This is a genomic window from Granulicatella adiacens ATCC 49175 (genome assembly GCF_025150565.1).
Classification (GTDB): Bacteria; Bacillota; Bacilli; order Lactobacillales; family Aerococcaceae; genus Granulicatella; species Granulicatella adiacens.
Map to the genome: position 1 here is coordinate 120,220 of NZ_CP102283.1, position 24,184 is coordinate 144,403.

The following is a 24,184-nucleotide window of genomic DNA, read 5'->3' on the forward strand; positions in this document are numbered from 1 at the left end:
ACTAAGTGAGTATTTACAATTCTGAGTGAAAAAGTTGTTTGCAACCGTTGTCTTACGTTTGCCATCCACCCGCCCCTAATCGTATACTAACGATGTACAATCATTAAGGAGGGTTTTTATGTTTTTATCGGAAGAGTTATTACAAGAAATTCATGAGCGTGCACCGCGTTACGACAAAGAGAATGCGTGGCCTGCGGAAGATTATGCAGCGCTAAAAGAGGCGGGATACTTGAAGGCGTTCGTGCCAAAAGAGTACGGCGGATTCGGTCTGTCGCTCAAAGAGATCGCGCAAGAACAAACGCGTTTAGCGATGGCGGCTCCAGGGACAGCGCTTGGGGTGAACATGCACCAGATTATTGTGGGCCTTGGCAAGCACATGGTTCGTTTTGGCAACAAGAAGGGAGAACAACTCCTTCGCGATGCTGCAGAAGGCAAGTTGTTGGCGTTTGGGATTTCTGAACCTTCGAATGACCGCGTGTTATTCGGTTCGATTTCTGAGGCTCGTCCAGAGGATGGCGGCGCGTATCGTTTTTACGGCAAGAAAGTCTTCTTATCAATGGGAAAATATTGCGACAAGTTGGTTTCATTTGGGCAAGATAACACAGGGGAGTCACCACTATCAGTGTTCGCGTATTTAACACCAGACAAAGAAACGTTCATCGTAAAAGACGACTGGGATACAATGGGCATGCGTGCAACGCAATCAAACAGCGTTGAGTTGAAAGGTATCTTCGCAGCAGAAGAGCAAATTTTAACGAAAGTGGCTCCTGGACCAAGCTTTGATCCAGTGGTATTCGGTATTTTTGCATACTTCGAGATTTTATTAGCGGCAACATACTTTGGTATCGGGAAACGTGCGCTAGAAATCGGGGTAGAGACAGTGAAGAAACGTCACTCTGTATCGAATGATGCGCCTTACGCTAACGATAAAAACATTCGCTGGAGAATTGCAGAAGCGGCGATTATGCTAGACGGCATCCAACCGCAAATCAACGAGTTGAGCGACACGCTAGAAGCAAGCTCTGAATACAGCTTCATCTGGTTGCCTCGCTTGTCTTCGATTAAGAACCGTTCAGTGGAAGTATCGAAGAAAGCCGTGGAAGAAATCGTTCGTGCGAGCGGCGGAAGTTCGTACTTCAACCGTACAGAATTATCTCGCTTATACCGCGACGTGTTGGCTGGCTTGTTCCAACCAAGTGACCAAGAGTCATTGCATGATGCGTGGGCGAATATTCTCTTAGGACCTATCCAATAATTTTATATATAGTAGAAAAGCTCGCTTGCGTGGTGCAGGCGAGCTTTTTTTGTCGAAAGGACTAACGAATTAATTGCATATAATACTCAACAACCACTTCTGGAGAAAGAGACATTCCGTTACTCGACCACCATTTAACAGTTTCCGCAAAACTCGTCACATAATGATTAGTGACGAACTCTTTTGGGATGGACTTATTTGCGCTGTTAGAAAAATCCGCAAAAAGAATGGTTAAGTGTTGCTTAAAGTATCTTAAAAAGAGATTACTGTTTTCATCGGTTAGAAAGGCGCTAATCTCATTTTTTTGCTCTCGTAGATGCCATAATAGGTGAGAGAGTTTATCGGCTAGTGCACTGTTTCGATTCTCTGAAGTGTATGAATCGTCAGTGTGAAGACTTTCGAAGATATGGTCAAAAATCTCTTCGCAAATAGCGTTTAACAATTCATCTTTTGTCTCAAAATGAGCGTAAAAAGTGCTTCGACCGACATTGGCGGTATCAATAATGTCTTGCACAGTAATTTTACTGTAACGCTTCTTTTCTAAAAGAAGGCTAAAAGCTTCAAAAATAGCTTTTCGTGATTTTTGTTGTCGTCGATCCATAGGAAGATTCCTCCGTACAATTTATTTAAAATGTTCGTTATCTTACAGAAATACTAAATTGACTGTTGTTTTGAAAAAATATAATTCTATATAATTACGATACAAAGTGTTCGATAGTGTACAAAATATACAGTATATTCTGTTAGATTTCAAGAGGTGAGTAGATGAAGCAAGAGATGCGGAAAGGGATTATGATGGCGATACTTGCTGCAGTATTATATGCGATGAGTTCTCCTTTTTCAAAAATATTATTAAATGAAATGCCGCCGACATTAATGGCAGGATTTTTATATTTAGGTGCGGGGATTGGAATGAGCTTAATTGCGGTTTCAAGAAAAGCGAGACAAGTGGAAACCACTGAGATTCATCTCAGCAAAGCGGAAATGCCGTATATAGTCGCTATGATATTGTTAGATATAGCAGCGCCAATTTGTATGTTGATAGGGTTAAACGCAACAACTGCTGCGAATGTCTCTTTGTTAAATAATTTTGAGATTGTTGCGACTGCGCTGATTGCATTAGTCATTTTTAGTGAACGTATCAGTAAACGTTTATGGATGGGAATTTTTTTCGTAACCCTTTCTAGCGTTATTTTGTCTTTTGAAGATGTTACGAGTCTAGAGTTTTCCTATGGCTCTTTATTCGTATTATTGGCTGCTGTTTTCTGGGGGTTGGAAAATAATTGCACCAGAAAACTTTCTTTGTGCGATCCGTTAGAAATCGTCTTATTAAAGGGGATATTTTCGGGAACTGGCTCTATCGTGATTGGTTTAGTGATTGGGGAGAGATTGATGAATCTTTGGAGCGTCATTGCGGTTATGGCAGTAGGGATTGTGTCTTATGGACTAAGTATTTATTTTTATGTCCATGCGCAACGACTTCTTGGGGCGGCGAGAACTAGTGCTTATTATGCGGTTTCTCCATTCATTGCAGCATTCTTGTCGATTCTCATCTTTGGTCAGATACCAGAAGTCACTTATTTTATTGCATTAATATTGATGGCCATAGGAGCATGGTATTCTTCGCACTATGGTATTGAAGAGTGAAATAGAGTAGAAAAGCTCGCTTGCGTTGTGCAGGCGAGCTTTTTTGTATTTAAACAAGTTCAGTGGATTATACGGGAGTATCCGTATTTGTGAATCCACTGTCATTAAATATCTAATTTTTCGATGATTTCACCATTCTGTTGTTTGATCTGGATTTTTCGAATCAGTTCTTCCCCCAAATACTTAGAGAATGCACTTAAATCAGGTGCGACTTCGAAGAGAATGCGGTGATTTTCTTCATCAGGTATGAACGAAGACTGATGATTTTTGGGGTTTGACCAAAAATTCCAATTCGTATCGGTTCGTTCGTAATAAACATAGTTGTTCTTTTTCGTAACGTAAATTCTTTTATTCGTCAGAGTCCGTTCATCTTGTGATTTTATAATAGTAGAAAATAATTTTAATCCCTCGAATTGCTTATATTCTCGAATTTTATCATTTGAAACGTTAAGTTTAATGACTTCATAATCCATAACCTTACCTCCAAAATGTTCAACTGTATGGAATGCTGTTACTTTTATTAAACCACTTTTTACGAGTGATGTCTATCTCTTTATGACTGTGAGAGAGTGCGTTTGACAGAGCAAGAAGAATTCTCATTGTTGAACAACCGAAATGTAACATATAAGTTACGTAACTTATATGTTATATTTTGCTTTTTTAGAAATACGTCTTTACAAGTTGGAGTTCTGCTTCGTTTAGTTCTCGGTATTCCCCAGGAGCCAGCGATTCATCTAACACAAACTCTCCAAAGCGAATGCGTTTAAGATACGTCACTTTCACACCGACGCACAGGAACATCTTCTTCACTTGATGGAATTTCCCTTCAGAAATGGTGACGGTCGCACGGCCCAAGTTGTCGCTACTTTCGATAATCGTAAGCATGCTAGGTTTACATTGATACCCACCGTGGAAGGTGACACCACGTTTGAAGGTTTCTACGGCATCATTGTCAAGTGGACCGTTGACTTCTACATAATATTCCTTCTCGATATGTTGGTCGGGGTTCAGCATGCGGTAACCCAGCGGACCATTATTGGTCACGAGCAGCAGTCCTTCGGTATCCCCGTCAAGTCGTCCGAGCGGGTAGAGGCCTTCAACGTTCTCATTTGCGAAGAGGTCGATAACCGTCGTATGTTCTTTATCGGTCGTAGCGGAGATAAGGCCTTGAGGTTTATTTAGCATATAGTACTTCTGGCTATCGTCATGAATCCGCGTCCCGTTCACCGTGATGACTTGCAGGGTTGCATCGACATTATTACTAACGTGAGTGGCCGGAATCCCGTCGATCAGAACCGCTTCGTTCTTGATGAGTTTCTTCATTTCTCGGCGGCTCAGCACCAGATGTTTCATTAATAAATGTTCGAGTCTCATAGGCCCTCCTTGCAGTCGTTTTCTCGATTATACAATTTTTTTCAAAAATCGAGTAGTTATTCGTTGACGTCTCTTTCATCCTGTGATAAATTATTAAACGTTGTCGCGCAAGATGTTAAAAAACATCGAATCATATTTCTTGCAAAGAAAATTAACGCGTGATATGATATCAAAGTTGTTGCAAAACAACGATTGACCTTTGAAAACTGAACAAAGAAGACGAACCAAATGTGTAGGGACTTCATTCAATTGAATGAAGAAACAACAATTTCTTATCTCTTAAAGAGATACAATAAGTCAGTAATTAAAATGAGCTTTCAAAGCTTATGAAAATTCAAATTTTCATGAGAGTTTGATCCTGGCTCAGGACGAACGCTGGCGGCGTGCCTAATACATGCAAGTCGAACGAGAGCGACCGGTGCTTGCACTGGTCAATCTAGTGGCGAACGGGTGAGTAACACGTGGGTAACCTGCCCATCAGAGGGGGATAACATCCGGAAACGGATGCTAAAACCGCATAGGTCTTCGAGCCGCATGGCTTGAAGAGGAAAAGAGGCGCAAGCTTCTGCTGATGGATGGACCCGCGGTGCATTAGCTAGTTGGTGAGGTAACGGCTCACCAAGGCCGTGATGCATAGCCGACCTGAGAGGGTGATCGGCCACATTGGGACTGAGACACGGCCCAAACTCCTACGGGAGGCAGCAGTAGGGAATCTTCCGCAATGGACGCAAGTCTGACGGAGCAACGCCGCGTGAGTGAAGAAGGTTTTCGGATCGTAAAACTCTGTTGTTAGAGAAGAACAAGTGCTAGAGTAACTGTTAGCGCCTTGACGGTATCTAACCAGAAAGCCACGGCTAACTACGTGCCAGCAGCCGCGGTAATACGTAGGTGGCAAGCGTTGTCCGGATTTATTGGGCGTAAAGCGAGCGCAGGCGGTTCCTTAAGTCTGATGTGAAAGCCCCCGGCTCAACCGGGGAGGGTCATTGGAAACTGGGGAACTTGAGTGCAGAAGAGGAGAGTGGAATTCCATGTGTAGCGGTGAAATGCGTAGATATATGGAGGAACACCAGTGGCGAAGGCGACTCTCTGGTCTGTAACTGACGCTGAGGCTCGAAAGCGTGGGTAGCAAACAGGATTAGATACCCTGGTAGTCCACGCCGTAAACGATGAGTGCTAAGTGTTGGAGGGTTTCCGCCCTTCAGTGCTGCAGTTAACGCATTAAGCACTCCGCCTGGGGAGTACGACCGCAAGGTTGAAACTCAAAGGAATTGACGGGGACCCGCACAAGCGGTGGAGCATGTGGTTTAATTCGAAGCAACGCGAAGAACCTTACCAAGTCTTGACATCCTTTGACCACTCTAGAGATAGAGCTTTCCCTTCGGGGACAAAGTGACAGGTGGTGCATGGTTGTCGTCAGCTCGTGTCGTGAGATGTTGGGTTAAGTCCCGCAACGAGCGCAACCCTTATTACTAGTTGCCAGCATTCGGTTGGGCACTCTAGTGAGACTGCCGGTGACAAACCGGAGGAAGGTGGGGATGACGTCAAATCATCATGCCCCTTATGACTTGGGCTACACACGTGCTACAATGGATGGTACAACGAGCAGCGAACTCGCGAGGGTAAGCGAATCTCTTAAAGCCATTCTCAGTTCGGATTGTAGGCTGCAACTCGCCTACATGAAGCCGGAATCGCTAGTAATCGCGGATCAGCACGCCGCGGTGAATACGTTCCCGGGTCTTGTACACACCGCCCGTCACACCACGAGAGTTTGTAACACCCAAAGTCGGTGAGGTAACCATTTGGAGCCAGCCGCCTAAGGTGGGATAGATGATTGGGGTGAAGTCGTAACAAGGTAGCCGTATCGGAAGGTGCGGCTGGATCACCTCCTTTCTAAGGATAAACCTCAGTGCCGTAAGGTATTGAAGGTAATACGGAACCCTACAGGGTTTAGACTTCTTTGTTTAGTTTTGAGAGGTTCATCTCTCAATTTTGTTCTTTGAAAACTGAATACTATATCACAACAAATAACCAATTAATTTACCGAGAGTTAGAGTAAGATCTAACGAAAAGAGTTTTTTAACAAAACGCAACGCTATGCGACATTTAACCAACGGTTAAGTGAATAAGGGCGCACGGTGGATGCCTTGGTACTAGGAGCCGAAGAAGGACGGAACTAACACCGATATGCTTTGGGGAGCTGTAAGTAAGCTAAGATCCAAAGATTTCCGAATGGGGGAACCCAGCACCTTTCATAGGGTGTTACCAATGAGTGAATACATAGCTCATTAGGAGGTACACGCAGGGAACTGAAACATCTCATTACCTGCAGGAAGAGAAAGAAAAATCGATTCCCTGAGTAGCGGCGAGCGAAACGGGAGGAGCCCAAACCAACGAGCTTGCTTGTTGGGGTTGTAGGACTAGAACGTGAGAAGACATCAAGATAGCAGAAGTGGTCTGGAAAGGCCCATCACAGAAGGTGACAATCCTGTACGCGACATCTTGACGAACTCTACTAGCATCCTGAGTACGGCGGGACACGAGGAATCCCGTCGGAATCCGCCAGGACCATCTGGCAAGGCTAAATACTACCTAGTGACCGATAGTGAACCAGTACCGTGAGGGAAAGGTGAAAAGAACCCCGGGAGGGGAGTGAAAGAGTACCTGAAACCGTGTGCTTACAAGTAGTCAGAGCCCGTTAATGGGTGATGGCGTGCCTTTTGTAGAATGAACCGGCGAGTTACGTTTACATGCGAGGTTAAGATGAAGAGTCGGAGCCGTAGCGAAAGCGAGTCTGAATAGGGCGCATGAAGTATGTGGACGTAGACCCGAAACCAAGTGATCTACCCATGTCCAGGTTGAAGGTGCGGTAAAACGCACTGGAGGACCGAACCAGGGCACGTTGAAAAGTGCTTGGATGAGGTGTGGGTAGCGGAGAAATTCCAATCGAACTTGGAGATAGCTGGTTCTCTCCGAAATAGCTTTAGGGCTAGCCTCGGAAGTGAGAATCGTGGAGGTAGAGCACTGTTTGGACTAGGGGCCCATCTCGGGTTACCGAATTCAGATAAACTCCGAATGCCATGTATTTATATCCGGGAGTCAGACTGCGAGTGATAAGATCCGTAGTCGAAAGGGAAACAGCCCAGACCACCAGCTAAGGTCCCAAAATATCTGTTAAGTGGAAAAGGATGTGGGGTTGCACAGACAACTAGGATGTTGGCTTAGAAGCAGCCATCATTCAAAGAGTGCGTAATAGCTCACTAGTCGAGTGACCCTGCGCCGAAAATGTAACGGGGCTAAACAGATTACCGAAGCTGTGGATTGGACCTTATGGTCCAGTGGTAGGAGAGCGTTCTAAGGGCGGTGAAGCATGATCGTAAGGACATGTGGAGCGCTTAGAAGTGAGAATGCCGGTATGAGTAGCGAAAGACGGGTGAGAATCCCGTCCACCGAATAACTAAGGTTTCCTGGGGAAGGCTCGTCCTCCCAGGGTTAGTCGGGACCTAAGGCGAGGCCGATAGGCGTAGTCGATGGACAACAGGTTGATATTCCTGTACTTCTATAAATCGTTTGAGCAATGGAGGGACGCAGGAGGCTAAGAAAAGCGTACGACTGGAAGTGTACGCCCAAGCAGTGAGTCGGCTGATGAGTCAAATGCTTATCACAGATGCGACAAGCTGTAACGGGGAGGGAAGTTTAGTACCGAAGTTTCTGATGTCACACTGCCGAGAAAAGCTTCTAGCAAGATTTATAGGACCCGTACCGCAAACCGACACAGGTAGTTGAGGAGAGAATCCTAAGGTGAGCGAGCGAACTCTCGTTAAGGAACTCGGCAAAATGACCCCGTAACTTCGGGAGAAGGGGTGCTGGTAGCAATACCAGCCGCAGTGAATAGGCCCAGGCGACTGTTTATCAAAAACACAGGTCTCTGCAAAATCGAAAGATGACGTATAGGGGCTGACGCCTGCCCGGTGCTGGAAGGTTAAGAGGAGAGGTTAGCGCAAGCGAAGCTTTGAATTGAAGCCCCAGTAAACGGCGGCCGTAACTATAACGGTCCTAAGGTAGCGAAATTCCTTGTCGGGTAAGTTCCGACCCGCACGAAAGGCGTAACGATCTGGGCACTGTCTCAACGAGAGACTCGGTGAAATTATAGTACCTGTGAAGATGCAGGTTACCCGCGACAGGACGGAAAGACCCCATGGAGCTTTACTGTAGTTTGATATTGAGTGTTTGTGTCACATGTACAGGATAGGTAGGAGCTGAAGAATCCGGGACGCCAGTTTCGGAGGAGGCAACGGTGGGATACTACCCTTGTGACATGACCACTCTAACCCGCACCCCTTACCGGGGTGGGAGACAGTGTCAGACGGGCAGTTTGACTGGGGCGGTCGCCTCCTAAAGTGTAACGGAGGCGCCCAAAGGTTCCCTCAGAATGGTTGGAAATCATTCGAAGAGTGTAAAGGCAGAAGGGAGCTTGACTGCGAGACCTACAAGTCGAGCAGGGACGAAAGTCGGGCTTAGTGATCCGGTGGTACCGTATGGAAGGGCCATCGCTCAACGGATAAAAGCTACCCTGGGGATAACAGGCTTATCTCCCCCAAGAGTTCACATCGACGGGGAGGTTTGGCACCTCGATGTCGGCTCATCGCATCCTGGGGCTGAAGTCGGTCCCAAGGGTTGGGCTGTTCGCCCATTAAAGCGGTACGCGAGCTGGGTTCAGAACGTCGTGAGACAGTTCGGTCCCTATCCGTCGCGGGCGTTGGAAATTTGAGAGGAGCTGTCCTTAGTACGAGAGGACCGGGATGGACACACCGCTGGTGTACCAGTTGTTCTGCCAAGAGCATCGCTGGGTAGCTATGTGTGGACGGGATAAACGCTGAAAGCATCTAAGCGTGAAGCCCCCCTCGAGATGAGATTTCCCATCACATTCAGTGAGTAAGACCCCTGAGAGAAGATCAGGTAGATAGGCTAGAAGTGGAAGTGCCGCGAGGCATGGAGCGGACTAGTACTAATCGGTCGAGGACTTAACCACGAGTTGTATAGCTGGTAGATTGATGGCGTTGGATATAGATTCAGTTTTGAAAGAACGAAAGTTTTTTCAGAAATAAAGTGTGGTGACGATGGCAAGAAGGATACACCTGTTCCCATCTCGAACACAGAAGTTAAGCTTCTTAGCGCCGATAGTAGTTGGGGGTTTCTCCCTGCGAGGGTAGGACGTTGCCACGCAAACTGTGTAAGCTGGGCCTTGTGCCCAGCTTATTTTGTAGAGATTTTTATGTTAAAGCCATTTTGTTTTATAGGAATTTTAAGAGGAAGTTTGCTATAATGAAACGGATGATAAAGGAGGAGGTAGAATGATGAAATGGATTAAAAGCACGATGATTATAGCGTTTCTATTCATTTTGACGGCTTGCGGGAAGAGTTTATCGACTGAAGCAGTGCAAGAACAAGTAGTCACTTCTGCTGACTCGATTGCAAATTATCATATTACCGTAAAGCAATCGGACTATAAAGAAGGGACGAAAACTCCTTCCGCCCAAACCATTGCCAGTGCGAGCGCTTGGAAAGATGGTACGGGATACGGTTCTAAAATCGATAAGACTTCCGGGAAAGTGACGAATCAACTCGAAGTGATTGCTGATGCGAATATTGGCTTTATTCGCTATTATCAAGATAAATGGGAACAAACCATTACAGCGACTTCCAGTTTACAAAATACGGTCGTATTTCCGTATACAAAACTGATTCAATTTACAAAAGAAATCCATCAACTCGTTCCTTGGACGAAGGGGTGGCAAAGTTATGAAAAATCCTATTCTGGAGACGATGAAACGATTCGTAAGGCATTAACGTCAGTGCTAGGAATTGCGACGAATGATACGTCGAAAGTGGAGTTGAAAATCAAGACCGATGCCGCTGGAAATCTTATCACAAATGTGGAGATTACAGTTGTCGATGAAGGCGAGCAAACCCGCAAAGAATATACGATTGCGTACTTACAATTCAATGAACAACAAAAGAAAGCTTTGCCTCAGTAAGGGCAGAGCTTTTTTCGTAAAATAAACCGGTATGACTACAAAAAAAGGCACTTTTTTGTTACAATAGAAAAGAACAAAATATTGCGAGAAATGAAGAACATTTTGTAGACATGCGAGAGGGAGAATGCTTGCATTCTCCCTTTTTTAGAACAAGAAACATGGAGGAAGAGTATGGGACGTGTAATATCCGTTGCCAATCAGAAAGGTGGAGTTGGGAAGACGACTTCAACTGTAAGTTTAGCGGCTGCGTTGGCGGTCAATGGCAAAAAAGTATTAATTATTGATAGTGACCCTCAGGGGAACGCAACGAGCGGTCTTGGCGTACAAAAAGGGGAACTTGAACAAGATGTATATGATGTTTTAGTCAACCAAGTACCGATGGCGGACGTGATTGTTCCGACGAGTCGTGAAAACTTGATGATTGCCCCTTCGACGATTCAGTTAGCAGGTGCAGAAATCGAGTTAACGAGTCAACCGCGTCGTGAGCAACGTTTGAAAGAGGCTGTGAAGAAGATTAAAGACGATTATGATTATATCTTTATCGACTGTCCTCCTTCACTGGGACATTTAACAATGAATGCTTTTACCGCTAGTGATACGGTATTAATTCCAGTGCAGTGCGAATATTATGCGTTGGAAGGGTTGTCGCAACTCATGAACACCATCACGATGGTTCGCAAGCATTTTAATCCTCATTTGAAGATTGAGGGCGTTCTCCTAACGATGTACGATGCGCGTACGAATTTAGGGAATGAAGTCAAAGAGGATGTGATTAAGTATTTCCGTGAGAAAGTCTATAAAACGATTATCCCTCGAAACGTCCGTCTGTCTGAAGCACCAAGTTACGGGCAAGCGATTGTGGACTATGACCCACGTTCTAGAGGAGCGGAAGTATACATGGAGTTAGCAAAGGAAGTGTTGGCACATGAGTAAAAATCAAAAAGGAAAAGGCCTTGGACGTGGAATCGACGCGTTGTTTATGAATGACTTAGATACCCTTGATGCCTTAGAACAAGTACAAGAAACCGAGCAAATTCAACAGATTGCTGTATCAGAAATTCGTCCAAATCCTTATCAGCCGCGTAAAGACTTTGATGAGGAAGGATTAGCAGAACTTGCGGAATCGATTCGCCAAAATGGAGTTTTCCAACCGATTATCGTTCGCAAATCTAAAATTAAAGGATATGAATTAGTTGCTGGGGAACGTCGTCTGCGCGCGTCTAAATTAGCTGAGAAAGAAACGATTCCAGCCATCGTACGTGACTACTCAGAAGAAACAATGATTCAAATCGCAGTGGTTGAAAACTTACAACGCGAAAACTTGAAGCCTTTAGATGAAGCGATGGCGTATCGTACATTAATGGATTCATTGAAATTAAAACAAGAAGAAGTAGCGAGCCGAGTAGGGAAGAGCCGTTCATACGTGGCGAATTTCTTACGATTACTAACCTTGCCAGCTGCAGTCCAAGAACTCGTACAAAATGGGTCTCTTTCAGCAGGGCATGCACGTACGCTTCTTGGATTAAAAGACCAAACGAAAATTGGGGCGGTGGCTAAAAAGGCCGTGAAAGAAAATCTAACGGTACGCGACTTAGAAACTTTAGTCCAATCCATCAATGAACCTGTTAAGAAAACAACGAAAAAAATCCAAAAACCGAAAAAATCCATGTATATCGTTGAATCAGAAGAACGTTTAATGGATAAATTCGGAACTAGCGTGCAAATCGTTGAAAAAGGCGAACGTGGTAAAATCGAAATCGAGTATCTTTCTCAAAAAGATTTAACCCGTATTTTAGAAGTATTAGAAATCGAATTAGACGATTAATAAAGGAGTCTTTATGAAAGCAGGAACAACGTATCAACTACACGATCATGTGGAAATGAAAAAACCGCATGCGTGCCAAACGAATTCCTGGGAAATCATCCGTATGGGAATGGACATTCGTATCAAGTGTGATCACTGTGGTCAAATGGTCCTAATGCCAAGGCGGGAATTCGAGAAGAAGATGAAAAAGGTGACGATTTCTGTTGCCGAAGAAAACAAATAAAGAAAGAGTGTGACAAATGGCCTTAACAGCTGGAATCGTCGGCTTACCAAACGTTGGAAAGTCAACATTATTTAATGCAATTACAAAAGCAGGGGTCGAAGCAGCGAACTATCCGTTTGCGACGATTGACCCAAACGTGGGAGTGGTAGAAGTGCCAGACCTTCGTTTACAAAAATTAACGGAATTAGTTAAACCTAAGAAGACTGTTCCGACGACCTTTGAATTTACAGATATCGCGGGGATCGTTAAAGGGGCAAGCCGTGGGGAAGGTCTTGGAAACAAATTCCTAAGCCACATCCGTCAAGTAGACGCGATTTGCCAAGTGGTTCGTTGTTTTGAAGACGAAAATATTACACACGTGGCTGGGAAAGTAGACCCAATCGCCGACATCGAAACAATCAACCTAGAGTTAGTGTTGGCCGACCTTGAATCAGTGGACAAACGTATTGCTCGTGTGGCAAAAATTGCGAAAACAAAAGATAAAGACGCGGTTGCAGAACTTGCTGTCTTAGAAAAAATCAAACCGGTGTTAGAAGAAGGTCAATTAGCGCGTACGATTGAATTCACAGATGAAGAACTTCCAATCGTGAAAGGCTTATTCCTTTTAACAACGAAACCAATGCTGTACATCGCAAACATCTCCGAAGATGACGTGATGGAAGGTGGCCATAATCAATACGTGCAATTAGTGGAAGATTATGCTGCCAAAGAAGATGCAGAAGTCGTTGTTATCTGTGCGAAAATTGAAGAAGAAGTGGCAGAACTTGAGGAAGAAGAAAAACAAGCCTTCTTAGAAGAGATGGGAATTGAAGTTTCTGGATTAGACATCTTAATCCAAAAAGCGTATCACTTATTAGGCTTGGCGACTTACTTTACAGCTGGGGAACAAGAAGTACGTGCGTGGACATTCCGCCGTGGCATGAAAGCTCCGCAATGTGCGGGAATCATCCACTCCGATTTCGAACGTGGATTCATCCGTGCCGAAACGGTTGCGTATGCAGACTTACTTGAATACGGTAGTATGACAGCTGCAAAAGAGAACGGAAAAGTTCGTCAAGAAGGTAAAGAATATGTCGTGCAAGACGGCGACGTAATGCTCTTTAGATTTAATGTGTAAGGATAACGGAGGATTGTAGTATGTCAGAACAAAACGTACAAGAAGTAGTGTCAGTAGACGCTCAAAAAGCAAAATTAACAAGTAAAAATGAACAATATATCTATCAATTAGAACGCGCATTAAAAGAAGCAGGATTTGAAGGGGCACAAATCGAGAAAGAATTAGCCCTTATGCTTCCTCAAATCATCGAACATCAAAAATCAGGGGTGACTGCACGTCAACTATTCGGAACGGTAACAGAACGCGTGCATGCGATTGTTGAAGGACCTGCTAAAGATCCAGATGCAAAATCTCCAGATTGGCAAATCGCTTTAGATGGTGGTTTATTAGTAGGCGGATTATTCGCTCTTGTTACAGGGGTGATGTTGATGTTAAATCCAGACTCAGGGTCACAACCAATGGGATTATTAACATTAATCATCAACTTCATCGCAGGCGCTTTTGTAATGTTAGCTATTTCGAAAAATGCTCCTAAATTTGACAATCCAAAAGGTCAACGTGGATACATTCGTTACTTAGTAGTAAGTACAGTGGCGATGGTCGCTTGGTTACTCTTAGTCGTAGCCAGCCAATCCTTCATTCCAAATGCCATCAATCTTGTAATGAGTTATGAATGGTACTTACTCATTGGAGCGGCAGCATTAGCGGCTAAATTCTATTTGAAGAAAAAATTGAATATTGTTGGATCAGTAATGTAAGAGAGTACAAACAAGTGTGAGATGATGGCGAAGTTCCTTCGTGGACAATCCCGCAGTGATTTCACACTTTTTTTGACAGTTTAGAGGTGAAAACATGAATCGAAAAATACGTTACATCATTACGTTTTTATTAGGATTAGTGGCCTTTTTTGGATTTAGCTCGAGTGTCGATGCTCGTAGCTTAAAAGTAGACAAGTACGATATCACTGTGAATATTTTAGAAAACGGCGATGTTCAGTTTCAAGAAAAAATTACGTTTCAGGCAGATGGTTCTTATAATGGAGTGTTCTATAACTTAGACTACTCAGGGTTTAGAGAACCAACGGATGTCACTGCCTTTTTGGAGACGGGTTCTGGAGCGGTAGAAATGCCTCAAAATTCGACAGGAACGAGTGGTACCTATCAGCTTACTCATGAAGGGGATAAATTAAAATTTAAAGTCTTCACACCGTTTTCGAATTCGAGAAGAACCATTACCTTCCAATATACGATTCCAAAATTAATTACTAATTATGAGGATACAGCGGAATTAAACCGTAAAGTCGTTGGTACACAGTGGGAAATCGACCAAGAAAACATCACCGTCAAGGTTAACCTTCCAGGAAATGCGTCTAAAGAAACGCTTCGTGCCTGGGGACATGGGGCTGGCCAAAACGGGAATGTAAAAATTGCCGATGATTACAAGTCGGTGACCTTCACAGCTCCTTCTAATAAGAGTGGGGATTTCGTTGAAGTGCATATGATTTTCCCACAAACATTGACTCCAGGAAATACCAATGTAGTGAATCGAAAAGCCTTTGATGATATTGTGGCGCAAGAAGAAAAATTGGTGCAACAAGAAGAAGGTATGAAGACGCTAGGGTCCATCGGTGTGTATATAGGGTGGATTCTGATGGTTGTGAACTTAATCTTTGCATGGGTTAAAGGCTTTATTGCTAACCGTAAGAGACTGCAAAAAGTTCCTCACGTTCCAGATCATCTCTTTGAAATTCCTGAAGATATTACTCCGGCTATTATGAACAAAGCGATTTATGGCAAGAGTACAATGAAAGATTTAAGTGCAACGGTCATGGATTTAGTCCGCAAGAAGATTTTAACCTTGTCGGAAACACAACCACATGAAATTAAACTCGTTGGAGATGTATCGAAACTTCTTCGTCACGAGAAATTAGCAGTGAAATTGCTCTTTGAAGACGTGGGTGGCGGAGATGATACCATCTACCTAAAAGATATTAAAGAATACGCTGAAGATCATCCGAAAGCGTATTATAATGCAGCCACTAGTTGGTTGAATGCGGTCGATACGGCTGCAGAAAAACATCGTGTGGACCGTTTTACAAAAGGAGAACCAGAAGCGAGAAACTATTTTGCAGGTTGTTTTGTATTCCTACTTGTCGCAGCCACTTTCGGGTTGAGCCTTTTAAGTAAGAACCCAGTATTAGCTGCCCTTACGTTTATCTTTGCCCTTGTTTTCATTCCTCTGACATTAATCGGAGGTGGAGCAGCAGCGAAGAGACGTACGCTTGAAGGAGAGTATCGTTACCGTCAATGGCAAGCCTTTAAACAAATGCTGAAAGATCTCTCTCCAATGAAGAGAATTGAAGATTTACCAAGTATTCAACTGTGGGATCACTTCTTAGTTTATGCCATTTCTTTAGGCGTAGCGGAACACGTGATTAAAGTGTTGAAGAAATTAATACCAGACCAACTACCAGACAGTGTGTTCTATTCAAGTCAAACAGGAACGATTTATTATCCTATTGAGGACTTTAATAGTGCCTTCTCAAGCTCATACAACAGTTCTAGCTCTTATGTGAATGGAGGTAGCAACTCTGGTGGGTTCGGCGGAGGATTCTCTGGCGGATCGAGCGGCGGTAGTGGTGGAGGATCCGGCGGTGGCGGATTCTAACGAAGGAGAATTTATGTTAAACGAAATGATGCACAGACCTGTTGTCAAACCGGAACTGGTCGAGTACATGCGCACTAGTCAACGCCGTTTTCCGGGGGGCTTAGGCGAATTAGAAAATACGGCTAATGAATTAGGAATTCCCATTATTCCTCATGAAACAGCTGTTTTCCTAGATTTTATAGTTGGACTTTTCCAACCAAAGAATATTTTAGAAATTGGGACAGCCGTTGGATTCTCAGCGAGTTTAATGGCAACAGCTTCACCACAAGCAAAAGTCACGACCATTGACCGCTATGAGTTAATGTATAGCCGTGCCAAAGCAAACTTTGAGAAATTAGGTTTAGCCGACCGAATCACCCAATTGGAAGGCGATGCGGCTGATATTTTACCGACGCTTGAACAAGGAAAATATGACTTTCTCTTTATGGATAGTGCCAAAGCAAAATATATTGAGTTCTTCCCATATTGCATGGACGTGCTAGAAGTTGGCGGCGTGCTAGTGGTGGATGATATTTTCCAAGGAGGAACGATTTTAGAGGATGTGATGGATCGTCCAAGACGTGTGCGCAAAATTCATCGCCGTCTCAACATGTTCCTTGATTTAGTGCAAAGCGATCCAACCTTAAAATCAACCTTACTTCCTTTAGGGGATGGGATTATTATGATTCAAAAAATGGAAGAAAAAGATTTTAAATATATTTTAGAAGACTTGTAAATTAATCATGGAAATATAACTTGAAAAGTTTTACAATAAGTAAGAATGACAAAGAAAGGAAGTTTTACAATGACAGATAAAGTGCGTGTACGTTATGCACCAAGTCCAACGGGGCACTTGCACATCGGGAATGCTCGTACAGCCCTATTTAACTATTTATTCGCGAGACATTATGGTGGAGAGTTCATCATCCGTATCGAGGATACTGACCGCAAGAGAAATCTTGAACACGGAGAAGAAAGCCAATTAGAAAACTTAACTTGGCTTGGAATGGATTGGGATGAAGGTCCAGACAAACCTGGTAAATACGGTCCTTACCGTCAATCAGAACGTGAACATATTTATAATCCACTCATCGAGCAATTAATTGCTGAAGACAAAGCGTATAAATGCTATATGACAGAGGAAGAATTGGAAGCAGAACGTGAAGCGCAACGTGCTCGTGGCGAAATGCCTCACTACAGCGGGCAACACGCTCACTTAACACAAGAGCAACGTGACGCTTTTGAAGCAGAAGGACGCACTCCTGTTGTTCGTTTCCGCGTTCCAAAGACTGGAACGTATGCTTTTGACGATATCGTTAAAGGCGAAATCTCATTCGAGTCTACAAGCGTCGGTGGAGACTTCGTTATCTTAAAACGTGACGGAATGCCAACATACAACTTCGCAGTAGCAGTGGATGACCACTTTATGGAAATCACTCACGTTTTACGTGGAGATGACCATATTGCCAACACTCCAAAACAATTAATGATTTACGAAGCATTCGGTTGGGAACCACCACGTTTTGGACATATGACATTAATCATTAATACAGAAACAGGTAAGAAATTATCGAAACGTGATGAATCAATTCTACAATTCATCGAACAATATAAAGACTTAGGGTACTTGCCAGAAGCGATGTTCAACTTTATCGCGCTTCTAGGATGGTCTCCTCAAGGTGAACATGAAATCTTCAGCCGTGAAGAATTCATCGAAATCTTCGACGAAAAACGTCTTGGTAAATCACCAGCAGCCTTCGATCCGAAGAAATTAGAATGGATTAACAACACATACGTGAAGAAAACTCCATTAGAAGAAGTGGCTGAAATGGCGATTGCTCAATTGAAAAAAGCGGGAATCGTAGCGGAAAAAGTTTCTCCTGAAGAACATGCATGGTTAGTGAAATTAGTGGCTCTGTACCACGACCAAATGAGCTACATGAATGAAATCGTTGCTTTATCAACATTATTCTTCAGAAAAGATTTCGAAGTGGAAAATGACGAAGCGAAAGAAGTGCTTCAAGGTGAAACTGTTCCAACAGTATTGAATGCTTTTATGTCTAAATTAGAAGCGATGGAAACATTCGATGAGCCGAGTATTTTGGCAGCCATTAAAGAGGTTCAAAAGGAAACTGGCGTGAAGGGTAAAAACTTGTTTATGCCAATTCGTGTGGCAACGAGCGGACAAACACACGGGCCGGCTATCGGTAAGACGATTGAGTTGCTTGGAAGAGAACGCAGCATTGCACATATCCAAGCTGCACTTGCTCTTATTAAATAAAAGCTGACAGAAAGGGTTAACGCAAACTGCGTTAACTCTTTTTATTTAAAAAAATGGGCCTTTGGCCCGATATTCTCCAAAATCTTCGGATATCTTCATAATAGCGGTAATGGGGTACCGGTTCGAGCCTATGGTCTCTCACCTTTAAAGCCTCAAAAAGGGAGTAAGGAATAAATTCCTAACTCCCTTTAATTCGCATTTAATACGATTCCCCATTACTGCTATTATAGAATCCGAGATTTTTCCGAATATCAGTCCGAAGGGTGAAAGAATAAATAAAAAGGTTAATCCTTTCTTGAATAAGAGAGTGCAACGGGAGTGTGCATGCTACGTTCTCTGGCGCCGGGAAGAGGAGGATATGAAGTGTGTGCTAGTAATGGACGCAGATAGGGAAAATGCTGGGGCGGAAAAAGGGCAAAGAAAAAACGGATGAGGGTTCATCCGTTTTGTTGTATTTTGTGACAGAAGAAGGTGAGTGAGAGTAGGTCTGCGCTGCCTCCAGGGCTCAAGTTGCGATCGATAAGGACATTGTCGTAGTCTTCTAATTTGGAGACAAGCTCTTCTTCTGAGATCGTTTGGGCTTCGTCAAAGAGGAGTTTGGCCTCTTGTTGGACTTGTTTATACGCTTCGATTCCGCCTCGGTGAATGAGGTTTCCGTCTTCTACGAATGTCATGAGGTAGAGGAGCAGGAGTAAGTCACGGTGACGAGGAGTATGCGTGTTCAGTGTGTTGTAATAGTCGAGGGCTTTTGCAAGGCTTGGATAGCCTGTTGCTGCTTCGCCTCGAATGCCTGTGATGCCGTGTTCGACATAAAGTTTCTCCCCGTAAGAGAGGTTTTCTTTTTGGTCGAGATTGGCAAAATCCACTTCAATGAGATGGCGCGTCATGAGATGGCAGTAGTGCAAAGCTTCTGGAATGTTGCCTTTTGTATGAGCGGTGGCACCTAAAACCAGGGCAAAGGAGAAGTTGGCTCCTTTATGGGTGTTGATATGGTTTGTGGCAGCCATCATCGCGTCTTCGGCTTGTTTTCCAAGAGCGCGGAGCTCGTTAAATAAGTCGAGTGGAGTGCCGTTGTGGCGGCTTCCTGCTTCGGCGTAGGCGAGTAAAAAAGGACGGAGCGCTTCGATACTTTTGTAGAAGGTGTCCTTTGTCATGTCCTTATGAGCGCCGGTGGAAATTGGATCGACGAGCCCTGGTTTTGGCGCGAGATTCACTTCTTGAAGAAGGGCGTCCGTTGCCGATTGTGCTAAAAACTCAGGATTAATCAATGTGTAATGTCTCCATTTGTTTTAGGATAAATTTCAATGAACGGTCTAAGTGCTCATGTGTAATGAGTGTGATTTGTTCCACATCTTTGTTAAGCATTCCGCGATAGATGAGTTTGTGTTCGTTCAGCGCTTTTGTGCGGCGTTCGGATGAACGAATCGATAAGTCACGGAAGTATATCACGTAAGTACGGAGTTCGTTAACGATTTCTTTTAGACGAGTCATTTGACATTTTTCGTAAATGAAGTCATTAAAGGTTGTGAAGTTAGCGAGTACTTCATCTACTTTATCTTCAGCATTTAGTTTATCGCACTCTTCTAAGATGGCTGCGAGCTCTTCGAAATCTTTCTTCGTCATGAGCTTCATAGCATTAATGGTTGCTAAGGTGTCGAGGGACTTTCTAATTTCAAAGATTTCATGGGCGTCTTTGATAGAAATTCCTTTTACAATAACGCCAATTTTAGGAATGTGTTCTACTAACAATTCTTTCGTTAATTCATTTAAGGCGTATCGAATAGGAGTTCTGCTGATATTTAACTCAGTCGAAAACTCTTTTTCGTTAATTCTTGTGCCGGCAGGAATCTCCCCTAAAATAATCGTTTTACGAAATGCTTCGTAAAGTGAAATTTTGAGAGGTTTATTTTGAGTAATGTCTAAATTCTTTTTAACTGCTTGAATGACTGCTGACATAATAGCCTCCTTGAATTTGTTCTATGCATCAGAAATAGTATAAACGAAAAGAATGAAAAATGCACAAAAAAGACTTGTTAGGCTGGGCCTGAACAAGTCTTTTTCACAAATTCGTTTTGAATTATTGTGCGATATATAATGGCATGTGACCCATTAATACGATTGTTACAACGAAGATTACGAAGATAACAGCTGCGTATTTAGCTGATTCTTTTTGCCATTCACCCATGTCTAATCCTGTTAGACGTAATAGTAAGTAGATGAACGCTACTAATGGGCTTAATAAGTGGAATGCTTGACCCATTAATGAAGCTAATGCCATTTGCATATCAGTGAATCCGTATTGACGTCCAACTTCAGCGAATGGAATTAATACTCCATAGTAGAATCCGTCGTTTGTTAAGAAGAATGTACCAGGTACTGAGATAATCGCGATGATTAATGACCAGAAGCCTGCTAATTCTTTAGGGATTACACGAACGATACTTTCAGTTAAAGCAGTTGCCATTCCAGTTCCTTGGAATAATCCCATGAATACTCCGGCAGCAAATACTAGTAATACTACTTGTACAGCGTCCCCAGCGTTGTCCCCAATACGTTTAGATTGAGCTTTTAAGTCTGGATAGTTGATCATTAAGGCTAAACCTGTACCAACTAAGAATAATACAACTGGTTTCACTTCGATTGCATCGATGAATGAACCTGCAACTAACCAACCGATTAATACGATTGTCATGATTGCGTTGATTAAGAAGTTTTGTGGACGACGTTTTTCTAATACTTCAGGATCAGAAATAGTTGTTAATTCGTCTAATTCAGCATCTGTTAATTCTTGAATTCCTAAACGAGCACGTTCTTTTTTACCCATTGAGCGAGCTACAACGAAGATTACGTAAAGTGCTGAAAGAACCATCCCTGGTGCTAAGTAACCTAGGATATCTGCTTCTACACCAAGAACTGACATTGCACGAGCAGTAGGTCCGCCCCATGGTAATAAGTTCATGATTGTGTTTTGTAAGATAACAAGAACCCCTAAGTTCATTAATTTCATGTCTAATTTTTTGTAAATTGGCACGAAAGCTGAGCAGCAGATTAATGTAGTTGTAGTTCCGTCACCGTTTAATGATACGGCAGCAGCTACGATAGAAGTAGCCATCAATACTTTCATTGGATCGCCTTTAGCGAAGCGAATCATTTTGTTAGTAATTGGATCGAATAATCCAGCGTCTAACATTGTAGAGAAGTAAAGGATCGCGAATAGAAGCATAACCCCTGTTTCAGCAGTTCCTTTCATCGCTGTTAATTTATCTTTTGAGTTATTTCCGAATAACCCTTGGCGAATTAATGTACCGATGTTAACGTCTTGTACTTGACCTGTAGCAACTAAAATAATTGCGAAAATTAATGGAATTAATACTAAAGCTGTGAATGGTGACATTTTTTTCTTCATGATAATGTACATGAAAATAGCCATCATTACATAAGCTGCAACTGTGATAACCATCATATCTTCCTTTCTTTTTTGAAAAAATTTTTATAATAGCAGGAGAAACATTCAGTCGCTAAAACCTGAAGGGCTCTCCACGAAGTCACCTCAAAAATGAATTCGTTTACTTATAGCGATATCTTAAACAATATTTAATAAAAAAGATAGTGTTTTCATATCGAAAAACAATAAAAAAACAGTTTGATGTGACAAATTGAACATAATGCTTATATCCTATTTATAATAAAACACCAAAAGAACAGGAAAAGCCCCATTTTATATTTCTGGAATGATAGTGTTTTCTGTATAATAATTCTATGCAGATTATGTTGGGAAGGGAGTGAAGGAATGGGAATTCTCCAACGATTATTTGGCAAAAAGAGTTCTGAAGCAACGGAACACGCATCAACGCAGCCTGCATCCCCTCAATCGGAATGGGAAAAATTAGAAGCTTTTGTACCGGTAGAAGCAGAAGAAGCTAAGCACGTCTCAATTATTGCGGCAGCGATTGCGGCCTCAGATTACCCAGAAAGCCAATTTGTGGGTAAACGCGTCCTTAAACGCAACCCAGAAACCAAGATTATCTCGGTTATCGCTTCGGCAATTGCTGCAGGCGAATCAAATGATAGTCAGTGGGCTGTTAAAGAAATCTACCAAAAACGTAAATCATAATTTATTTTAGGAGGAATGTTACGAAATGTTACGTAAATTCAAAATCAAAGTAGACGGTCAAGAGTACCAAGTAGAAATGGAAGAAATCGGCGCAGTGGCTCCTGTAGCTCCTGTAGCACCAGCAGCCCCAGCGGCTCCAGCAGCACCTGCAGTAGAAGCAGCACCTGCTCCAGCAGCTCCTGTAGCATCAACACCAGCAGGCGCAGACGCAATGCCATCTCCAATGCCAGGAAATATCTTACGTGTACTTGTAAACGTAGGGGATACAGTTACTGAAAACCAACCATTAATGATTTTAGAAGCGATGAAAATGGAAAACGAAATCGTTGCAGCTAAAGCAGGGGTTGTAGCAGGAATTCACGTTAAAGAAGGTCAAGTGGTAAACCCAGGAGACGCTTTAATTACAATTAACTAATTATATTGAAATTCAAGGAGTGAAACAGTGGAAACATTAGTTCAAAATGTAATGTCTATTACGGGCGGCCAAATCTTCATGATGCTTGTCGGTGCCCTATTAATGTACTTAGGGATTAAAAAAGAGTACGAACCAACATTATTAGTACCAATGGGATTAGGTACAATCTTAGTAAACTTCCCAGGGACTGGGGTTCTTGACCAAGTCGTTGGTGGACAACAACAACATGGGGTCCTACAGATCTTATTCGAAATCGGTATCGAAACTGAATTATTCCCATTATTAATCTTCATCGGTATCGGTGCGATGATTGACTTCGGGCCATTATTACAAAACCCATTCATGTTATTATTCGGTGCAGCAGCACAATTTGGTATTTTCTTTGTCGTTGTTGTAGCTGTATTATTTGGATTCGATATTCGTGAAGCTGCTTCAATCGGTATTATCGGTGCGGCAGACGGTCCTACTTCTATCTTCGTAGCGAACCAATTAGCACCACAATTACTTGGAGCGATTACGGTTGCGGCCTACTCATACATGGCACTTGTTCCAATCATCCAACCGATCGCAATCAAGATGGTTACTACTAAAGCAGAACGTCGTATTCGTATGACTTACCATGCTTCAGGCGTATCTAAATTAACGAAAATCTTGTTCCCAATCATTATCACAATTGTGGCAGGTTTCATTGCCCCAATTTCATTACCACTTGTTGGTTTCTTAATGTTCGGTAACTTATTACGCGAATGTGGCGTTTTAGATAACTTATCTCAAGCCGCTCAAAACGAATTAGTAAACATTGTTTCTATTTTATTAGGGATTACGATCTCAGTTAAAATGCAAGCTGATTTATTCTTAAATGTTCAAACATTAATGATCATCTTGTTCGGTTTAGTAGCCTTCATCATGGACTCAATCGGTGGTGTTGTGTTTGCTAAAATCTTGAACTTATTCCGTAGAGAAAAGATCAACCCAATGATCGGAGCTGCAGGTATTTCTGCATTCCCAATGTCAAGTCGTGTTATCCAAAAAATGGCGACAGACGAAGATCCTCAAAACTTCATCTTAATGTACGCTGTTGGAGCTAACGTTTCTGGACAAATCGCTTCTGTTATTGCCGGTGGATTATTATTATCATTCTTCATGTAATAATATAGAAGGAAAAGGAGGAAAACGATGAATTTCAACGCAGAACATTTAACACAAGCTTTTGAATTAATGGCTTTAGGGATGGGTGGAGTTTTCCTAGTATTAGGAATTCTATATGCCGTTTCTGCATTACTTTTAAAAGCATTCCCGCCAAAATAAGGAG

At 42.9% G+C, this 24,184-nt stretch carries 21 protein-coding genes and 3 rRNA genes; 18 read left to right on the forward strand and 6 right to left on the reverse strand.

Annotated elements, in window-relative coordinates; translation table 11 throughout:
* Positions 1-118: 118 nt before the first annotated feature.
* Positions 119-1,255, forward strand: coding sequence for an acyl-CoA dehydrogenase family protein (locus NQ540_RS00640; RefSeq protein WP_005607947.1), 1,137 nt, complete (start codon positions 119-121; stop codon positions 1,253-1,255).
* 61 nt (positions 1,256-1,316) lie between these two features.
* Here the strand turns inward: NQ540_RS00640 and NQ540_RS00645 are convergent, their stop codons facing one another.
* The gene (locus NQ540_RS00645) at positions 1,317-1,856 is read right to left on the reverse strand and encodes a TetR/AcrR family transcriptional regulator (RefSeq protein ID WP_005607945.1); all 540 of its coding nucleotides are present in this window, start codon (positions 1,854-1,856) and stop codon (positions 1,317-1,319) included.
* Positions 1,857-2,020: 164 nt separating this feature from the next.
* On the opposite strand from NQ540_RS00645, the gene NQ540_RS00650 reads away from it, so the two are divergent.
* A complete protein-coding gene (locus NQ540_RS00650) occupies positions 2,021-2,902 on the forward strand; it encodes a DMT family transporter (protein ID WP_005607942.1) in 882 nt (293 codons plus the stop codon).
* Between the two features lie 104 nt (positions 2,903-3,006).
* Here the strand turns inward: NQ540_RS00650 and NQ540_RS00655 are convergent, their stop codons facing one another.
* The gene (locus NQ540_RS00655) at positions 3,007-3,375 is read right to left on the reverse strand and encodes an EXLDI protein (RefSeq protein WP_005607939.1); all 369 of its coding nucleotides are present in this window, start codon (positions 3,373-3,375) and stop codon (positions 3,007-3,009) included.
* Positions 3,376-3,562: 187 nt separating this feature from the next.
* Complete coding sequence (locus tag NQ540_RS00660) at positions 3,563-4,276, reverse strand: pseudouridine synthase (protein ID WP_039849297.1); 714 nt, start codon at positions 4,274-4,276, stop codon at positions 3,563-3,565.
* A gap of 340 nt (positions 4,277-4,616) precedes the next feature.
* Here NQ540_RS00660 and NQ540_RS00665 point away from each other — a divergent pair.
* The 12 genes from NQ540_RS00665 (at position 4,617) to gltX (ending at position 18,343) form a co-directional block, all read left to right on the forward strand.
* Positions 4,617-6,166: ribosomal RNA gene (locus NQ540_RS00665) — 16S ribosomal RNA — on the forward strand.
* Positions 6,167-6,388: 222 nt separating this feature from the next.
* A 23S ribosomal RNA gene (locus tag NQ540_RS00670) occupies positions 6,389-9,305 on the forward strand.
* Between the two features lie 78 nt (positions 9,306-9,383).
* A 5S ribosomal RNA gene (gene rrf / locus NQ540_RS00675) occupies positions 9,384-9,499 on the forward strand.
* Together the 16S, 23S and 5S rRNA genes form the textbook arrangement of a ribosomal RNA operon.
* A gap of 128 nt (positions 9,500-9,627) precedes the next feature.
* On the forward strand, positions 9,628-10,311 hold the full coding sequence (locus NQ540_RS00680) for a hypothetical protein (protein ID WP_005607905.1): 684 nt from the start codon (positions 9,628-9,630) through the stop codon (positions 10,309-10,311).
* A 171-nt stretch (positions 10,312-10,482) separates the two neighbouring features.
* On the forward strand, positions 10,483-11,244 hold the full coding sequence (locus NQ540_RS00685) for a ParA family protein (protein WP_005607902.1): 762 nt from the start codon (positions 10,483-10,485) through the stop codon (positions 11,242-11,244).
* Positions 11,237-12,136: a ParB/RepB/Spo0J family partition protein gene (locus tag NQ540_RS00690; protein ID WP_005607900.1), complete on the forward strand. Its 900-nt coding sequence runs from the start codon at positions 11,237-11,239 to the stop codon at positions 12,134-12,136. Before NQ540_RS00685 ends, NQ540_RS00690 begins: the two co-directional genes overlap by 8 nt.
* Positions 12,137-12,149: 13 nt before the next feature.
* Complete coding sequence (locus tag NQ540_RS00695; protein WP_005607897.1) at positions 12,150-12,359, forward strand: DUF951 domain-containing protein; 210 nt, start codon at positions 12,150-12,152, stop codon at positions 12,357-12,359.
* 16 nt (positions 12,360-12,375) lie between these two features.
* Positions 12,376-13,476 carry a redox-regulated ATPase YchF gene (gene ychF, locus NQ540_RS00700; protein WP_005607895.1) on the forward strand — a complete coding sequence of 367 codons (1,101 nt, stop codon included), beginning with the start codon at positions 12,376-12,378 and terminating at the stop codon, positions 13,474-13,476.
* 20 nt (positions 13,477-13,496) lie between these two features.
* A complete protein-coding gene (locus NQ540_RS00705; RefSeq protein WP_005607892.1) occupies positions 13,497-14,174 on the forward strand; it encodes a DUF1129 domain-containing protein in 678 nt (225 codons plus the stop codon).
* Positions 14,175-14,268: 94 nt separating this feature from the next.
* Entirely contained in the window at positions 14,269-16,083 is a 1,815-nt protein-coding gene (locus NQ540_RS00710) for a DUF2207 domain-containing protein (RefSeq protein WP_005607889.1), read from the forward strand.
* A 13-nt stretch (positions 16,084-16,096) separates the two neighbouring features.
* The gene (locus NQ540_RS00715) at positions 16,097-16,798 is read left to right on the forward strand and encodes an O-methyltransferase (protein ID WP_039849296.1); all 702 of its coding nucleotides are present in this window, start codon (positions 16,097-16,099) and stop codon (positions 16,796-16,798) included.
* Positions 16,799-16,867: 69 nt separating this feature from the next.
* Positions 16,868-18,343 (forward strand): glutamate--tRNA ligase, encoded by a 1,476-nt coding sequence (gene gltX, locus NQ540_RS00720; protein WP_039849259.1) that lies wholly within the window; start codon positions 16,868-16,870, stop codon positions 18,341-18,343.
* A 437-nt stretch (positions 18,344-18,780) separates the two neighbouring features.
* Here gltX and citG read toward each other — a convergent pair whose 3' ends face one another.
* The 3 genes from citG to NQ540_RS00735 all read right to left on the reverse strand — a co-directional run bounded on the left by citG (position 18,781) and on the right by NQ540_RS00735 (position 21,803).
* On the reverse strand, positions 18,781-19,611 hold the full coding sequence (gene citG, locus NQ540_RS00725; RefSeq protein WP_005607877.1) for a triphosphoribosyl-dephospho-CoA synthase CitG: 831 nt from the start codon (positions 19,609-19,611) through the stop codon (positions 18,781-18,783).
* Complete coding sequence (locus NQ540_RS00730; protein WP_005607874.1) at positions 19,604-20,299, reverse strand: GntR family transcriptional regulator; 696 nt, start codon at positions 20,297-20,299, stop codon at positions 19,604-19,606. Before NQ540_RS00730 ends, citG begins: the two co-directional genes overlap by 8 nt.
* 121 nt (positions 20,300-20,420) lie before the next feature.
* The gene (locus tag NQ540_RS00735) at positions 20,421-21,803 is read right to left on the reverse strand and encodes a CitMHS family transporter (protein ID WP_005607872.1); all 1,383 of its coding nucleotides are present in this window, start codon (positions 21,801-21,803) and stop codon (positions 20,421-20,423) included.
* A gap of 330 nt (positions 21,804-22,133) precedes the next feature.
* Here NQ540_RS00735 and NQ540_RS00740 point away from each other — a divergent pair, with 330 nt between their 5' ends.
* From NQ540_RS00740 to NQ540_RS00755, 4 genes are read left to right on the forward strand one after another with little or no spacing between them, the layout of a single operon-like run.
* The gene (locus NQ540_RS00740; protein WP_005607870.1) at positions 22,134-22,457 is read left to right on the forward strand and encodes a hypothetical protein; all 324 of its coding nucleotides are present in this window, start codon (positions 22,134-22,136) and stop codon (positions 22,455-22,457) included.
* Between the two features lie 25 nt (positions 22,458-22,482).
* Positions 22,483-22,872, forward strand: a complete 390-nt coding sequence (locus tag NQ540_RS00745) for an acetyl-CoA carboxylase biotin carboxyl carrier protein subunit (RefSeq protein ID WP_005607868.1) — start codon at positions 22,483-22,485, stop codon at positions 22,870-22,872.
* Between the two features lie 51 nt (positions 22,873-22,923).
* Entirely contained in the window at positions 22,924-24,021 is a 1,098-nt protein-coding gene (locus NQ540_RS00750; protein WP_371440392.1) for a sodium ion-translocating decarboxylase subunit beta, read from the forward strand.
* A 27-nt stretch (positions 24,022-24,048) separates the two neighbouring features.
* Positions 24,049-24,180 (forward strand): OadG-related small transporter subunit, encoded by a 132-nt coding sequence (locus NQ540_RS00755; protein ID WP_005607863.1) that lies wholly within the window; start codon positions 24,049-24,051, stop codon positions 24,178-24,180.
* Positions 24,181-24,184 lie beyond the last annotated feature (4 nt).

What these genes read in the sequence shown, in the direction of transcription:
- NQ540_RS00745 (WP_005607868.1), top strand. Translation starts at nt 22,483, where the DNA reads ATGTTACGTAAATTCAAAATCAAAGTAGACGGTCAAGAGTACCAAGTA.
- NQ540_RS00735 (WP_005607872.1), bottom strand. Translation starts at nt 21,803, where the DNA reads ATGGTTATCACAGTTGCAGCTTATGTAATGATGGCTATTTTCATGTAC.
- gltX (WP_039849259.1), top strand. Translation starts at nt 16,868, where the DNA reads ATGACAGATAAAGTGCGTGTACGTTATGCACCAAGTCCAACGGGGCAC.
- NQ540_RS00695 (WP_005607897.1), top strand. Translation starts at nt 12,150, where the DNA reads ATGAAAGCAGGAACAACGTATCAACTACACGATCATGTGGAAATGAAA.
- NQ540_RS00755 (WP_005607863.1), top strand. Translation starts at nt 24,049, where the DNA reads ATGAATTTCAACGCAGAACATTTAACACAAGCTTTTGAATTAATGGCT.
- NQ540_RS00640 (WP_005607947.1), top strand. Translation starts at nt 119, where the DNA reads ATGTTTTTATCGGAAGAGTTATTACAAGAAATTCATGAGCGTGCACCG.
- NQ540_RS00750 (WP_371440392.1), top strand. Translation starts at nt 22,924, where the DNA reads ATGTCTATTACGGGCGGCCAAATCTTCATGATGCTTGTCGGTGCCCTA.
- NQ540_RS00655 (WP_005607939.1), bottom strand. Translation starts at nt 3,375, where the DNA reads ATGGATTATGAAGTCATTAAACTTAACGTTTCAAATGATAAAATTCGA.
- NQ540_RS00705 (WP_005607892.1), top strand. Translation starts at nt 13,497, where the DNA reads ATGTCAGAACAAAACGTACAAGAAGTAGTGTCAGTAGACGCTCAAAAA.
- NQ540_RS00680 (WP_005607905.1), top strand. Translation starts at nt 9,628, where the DNA reads ATGATGAAATGGATTAAAAGCACGATGATTATAGCGTTTCTATTCATT.
- NQ540_RS00715 (WP_039849296.1), top strand. Translation starts at nt 16,097, where the DNA reads ATGTTAAACGAAATGATGCACAGACCTGTTGTCAAACCGGAACTGGTC.
- NQ540_RS00660 (WP_039849297.1), bottom strand. Translation starts at nt 4,276, where the DNA reads ATGAGACTCGAACATTTATTAATGAAACATCTGGTGCTGAGCCGCCGA.
- ychF (WP_005607895.1), top strand. Translation starts at nt 12,376, where the DNA reads ATGGCCTTAACAGCTGGAATCGTCGGCTTACCAAACGTTGGAAAGTCA.
- NQ540_RS00645 (WP_005607945.1), bottom strand. Translation starts at nt 1,856, where the DNA reads ATGGATCGACGACAACAAAAATCACGAAAAGCTATTTTTGAAGCTTTT.
- NQ540_RS00685 (WP_005607902.1), top strand. Translation starts at nt 10,483, where the DNA reads ATGGGACGTGTAATATCCGTTGCCAATCAGAAAGGTGGAGTTGGGAAG.
- NQ540_RS00710 (WP_005607889.1), top strand. Translation starts at nt 14,269, where the DNA reads ATGAATCGAAAAATACGTTACATCATTACGTTTTTATTAGGATTAGTG.
- NQ540_RS00740 (WP_005607870.1), top strand. Translation starts at nt 22,134, where the DNA reads ATGGGAATTCTCCAACGATTATTTGGCAAAAAGAGTTCTGAAGCAACG.
- NQ540_RS00730 (WP_005607874.1), bottom strand. Translation starts at nt 20,299, where the DNA reads ATGTCAGCAGTCATTCAAGCAGTTAAAAAGAATTTAGACATTACTCAA.
- NQ540_RS00650 (WP_005607942.1), top strand. Translation starts at nt 2,021, where the DNA reads ATGAAGCAAGAGATGCGGAAAGGGATTATGATGGCGATACTTGCTGCA.
- NQ540_RS00690 (WP_005607900.1), top strand. Translation starts at nt 11,237, where the DNA reads ATGAGTAAAAATCAAAAAGGAAAAGGCCTTGGACGTGGAATCGACGCG.